The organism is Sphingomonas sp. (genome assembly GCF_025353885.1).
Lineage (GTDB): Bacteria > Pseudomonadota > Alphaproteobacteria > Sphingomonadales > Sphingomonadaceae > Sphingomonas_O.
In genome coordinates this window covers 1-4,090 of record NZ_JANXNX010000055.1, presented here as the reverse complement: position 1 = coordinate 4,090, position 4,090 = coordinate 1, and the positions used below count along the sequence as shown (strand labels likewise).

Annotated in this window: 1 protein-coding gene; it reads left to right on the top strand. The window is 61.5% G+C overall.

The genetic code is table 11. The features are described 5' to 3' along the window. The coding region (locus Q0R02_RS05765; protein ID WP_293881565.1) for a strawberry notch C-terminal domain-containing protein at window positions 1–4,090 on the top strand (4,090 nt) is incomplete at both ends.

The following is a 4,090-nucleotide window of genomic DNA, read 5'->3' as shown; positions in this document are numbered from 1 at the left end:
GGCCGCGTCAACCGCACCGGGCAGGTTGTCCTTCCGGAATACGATCAGCTTGTCGCCGACATCCCGGCAGAGAAGCGCCCGGCCGCGGTGCTCGCGAAGAAGATGGCGTCGCTGAACGCCAACACCACCGCATCACGGTCGAGCGCCGTGACTGCGAAGGACGTCCCGGACTTCATCAACGAATACGGCGACGAAGTCGCGGCCTCCTGGGTCCGCGACAACATGGACACGCATTTCCGGTTGGCGTCTCCAGTCAAGATTTCCGAAGAAGGAAAACTCGACCCGATCGATGCCATGCGGAAGCTGACCGGCCGCCTCCCGCTATTACCGCTCGACCAGCAGGAAGCGATCTACGACGCGCTCGAAAGTGAATACAAGGCGCTGATCGCGCAGTTGGAAGCCTCCGGTGAAAACGCGCTCGAAGCGCAGTCCTTCGATTTGAAGGCGAAGTTGATCGAGCGGATGGAGGTGCAGGGCAAGCGCAACGATTCCGGCTCTCCGTTCGCGGCCCCGGTGATCCTGCAAAAGGTCTCGATCGCGCGTCTCGGCAAGCCGTTCAAGCCGTCGGAGGTGATGAGCCGGTTGGCCGAGGCCGTGGGAGGTACCAACGAAGGTATCGACCAATTCGACATCGGCACGCTTTCCAACATGCTCCAGAATTTCAACACCCCGCATGGCATCTGGGGCAAGCCCGCGTTCCAGCGCGAAGCCACGGAGCGCCGCGACGGTTTGAAGCGGTTCAGCGACTACACCCGGCCGGTGATCGACGGGGAGGAGACCCCGGAAGGCCGCACGAAGCAGATGAACAAGTTCAACGAACAGAAAGATCGTTGGACCGCCGTTCATCAGATGTTGCCGATCGGTCGCCGTGTGGTGCTCAAGACCGCCACCTCGAACCTGACCGCCATCGTGCTCGACGTGAAGCAGCAGGGCGAACCGAAGAACCCGTTGGCGTTGGGATCGTGGAAGGCCACGTTCGCGATTGCGGACGCATCGCGCCAGATGACTATCCCGTTCTCCAGGCTCACCGAGAACGGTAAATCCACCCCGGACAGCGCCCTCGATATCGAAGTCGAGCCAATGACGGACTGGTACGAGCGCTATGAGGCCACACTCCAGAAGTTCGAGCACATGCAGTCCGAGGCGCGCGAGGAGCGCTACATCGCCGGCGGCAATATGCTGGCGGCCTATGACTGGCTCGATCTCAAAGGCGCGATCATCAACTACACCAGCGACAAGGGCACCATTCACCAGGGCATCATGACCGCGCGCGGGTTTGACCCCGGAAAGCAGTCGATCGCCCACGGCCGCATCGAGAAGAACGGCGCCAAGATCAAGGAATACCTCGACGAGACCCTGGACCGCGTTTGGTCGAGGGATGGCAACGTCGCGCTCCAGAAGGACGGCCGCTACGGACAGGATTATGTCGTCACCGCGCAGAAAGCCAAGGCCAAGGGAGGTGTCTATTATCTCGATCCGGAACTGACGAGACTGACCGGCGATTTCGTCTCGAATGGCGGCAACATGGTTGCCTACCTGCCACGGGACAAGTTCGTTGCTGGTGTCGAGCGGATGATGAAGTTCGGCGCCGAATTCAAGATGGCGGCCAGCAAGATCACGGTGGAGAAGCCGACTGAGGGCGATGAGCCGACGCTGGCTGCGGCCATGACCGGGCCGAATTCGATCACGCCGGCGGAGACCGAAAAGGTCCAAGCCGCCGTCCGTAAGGCGATGGAGCACATCATCGGCAAGCACGCGACGGTTGGCTTCATGGATCAACCGGCTCAATTGCCGGATGATGCCAAGGCGATGTGGGGCGGCAACGGCGCAGTGTCGATCGCCTATTACAAGCCCTGGCAGAAGCTGGTCATGTTCTCGATGGACACCAACCTGCCGATGCTGGCAGCCCACGAGGGCTATCACGTCATCGAATATCAGTTGCAGACGCCGGCAGAGCGTTCGCTGATGGAGCGTGAGACCCCAGCGATTCGGCAGAAAATCAAGCCCTATGCCGAGGAGCGCTACAATCTGACCGCTGACCAGATCGATAGTCTGGCCGGCGAGGAAGTGCGCGCGATCGGCAGCGAGGCTTACGCCGATCAGCGCATCAAGGCGGAACTGCATATCGGCGTTCGCCGCTGGTACGAGAAGGTCTTGGAATTCATGCGCCGAATCCGTGGTGCTGTTCGTGCAGCACTAGGAACGCAACGCGCTGACGATATCTACCGAAAGGCCTACGATGGTGGCTACGCTGACGCCACCGGCGATACCCCCCGGCCCGAGGCTAATTCCACGTTGGCAGCGATCAGGCCGGGCGGTAGCCGAAACGCGGTACCGTCCATGTCCGAGACGGTGGCGGAGCATTTGCGCGATCGTGGCTATGACCGGATGGCCGGGCTGTCGCAGAAGCTGGGCATCGGCAATGTGAACGCGACCGAAATCCGTGTGAAGCTGCAAGACAAGATGGCACGAATCCGCAACGCCGAGGAATCGGTTGGCGGCGTGCCGTCGCAAATTTCGGCGTATCAGGCGGAAAGCCTCTATTTCGGCCGCACCGGCGAACGGCTGGAACGGTTGGAGAAGGACCGCTTCGACCCGCTCATCAAGGCGATGCACGCGGCCGATATTAGCATGGGCGAAATGAACGCCTTCCTCTATGCGCGCCACGCCAAGGAGAGGAACGCATATATCGACACCATCAACCCTGGTCTCAATGGTGAAGGCTCCGGCATGTCCGACGCCGACGCCGACGCTATCATGATGGGTGTAGGAGCAAACCGGATTGGAGATTTTGATCGCATCGCCGCAATGGTCGATCAGATCAATTCTGACACCCGAGACACCCTCGTTTCATACGGTCTTATTTCGCAGGACACCGCTGATGCGTGGGCAAGCCAGTACCAGCATTACGTTCCGCTGCGAGGGTTTGCCGAAGGAACCGAAGATGAGGGCCTGATCGGTCGCGGCAAGGGCTATGACACCAGAGGGAAGGAAGTAAAGGCGGCGTTCGGCCGGCGCAGCGAGGCCGAGGGTCCGCTCCAGTACGTCATGATGCAGGCGGAATCCGCGATCGTGCGCGGCGAGAAGAACCGTGTCGGCAACACCTTCCTGCGATTCGTGCGTGCCAACCCGAACGCCGATCGGTGGCAGGTGAACGCGCCGACGCTGAAACGCAAGATCGACCCGCGCACCGGGCTTGTGACCTATTACGCCGATTTCAATTACCACAACGAGCCGGACGCCTTCGTGACCAAGGTTGGCGGCAAGCCGATGGTGATCCGGCTCTACGGCAAGGACGGCATTAACATCGCCCGCGCGTTGAAGCAGATGGGCGCCACCAACATGAACGCGGTGGTGAAGGTGCTGCATACCCTGACCACGCTCCAGTCTCGCCTCTCGACGCAATGGAATCCGAATTTTACCATCCCGAACTTCGCTCGCGATCTCGGCGAATCGTTTATCAACCTGCAAGCGCAGGATCAGCAGCGTTTCGTGACGCAATTCGCGCAGCATCTGTTCCCGGCGATGAAGGGCGCGTTCCAGGCGCTGGCCGGGCAGACCGGTGGGCCCTATGCAGCGGCGTTCCGCGAGTTCGACAAGGCCGGCGGCCGTATCCGCTTCTTCGGCCTCGACGATCCGGACGACATCAAGCGCAACGTAACCCGGAAAATGCGGAAGCTGGAGGGCGGCGCGCTCAACACCGCGCTCGGTGCCGGTCATGCGGTCGCCGAGGGCTTCGAGATCGTCAACGGCGCGGTCGAGAACGCGCCGCGGCTGGCCGCTTATATGGCAGCCCGCGACGTCGGCATGTCGGCGCCAGACGCCGCGATGCTCGCGCGCAACCTCACGGTGGACTTCAACAAGAAGGGAGAATGGGGCCCGGCGATCAACTCGGCCTATATGTTCGCCAATGCCAGCATCCAGGGCGGCGCGCGGCTCGGCCGGGCCATGATGCACAAGCGGGTGCGTCAGGCAGCCTATGCGTTGGCAGCCGCTGGCGCGATGGGCGCGCTCTACAACATCCTCGCCGGAGATTCTAAAGATTACTCAAGGTATTGCCTCTGCTGCCGCTCATTTGCACGATCGGGGG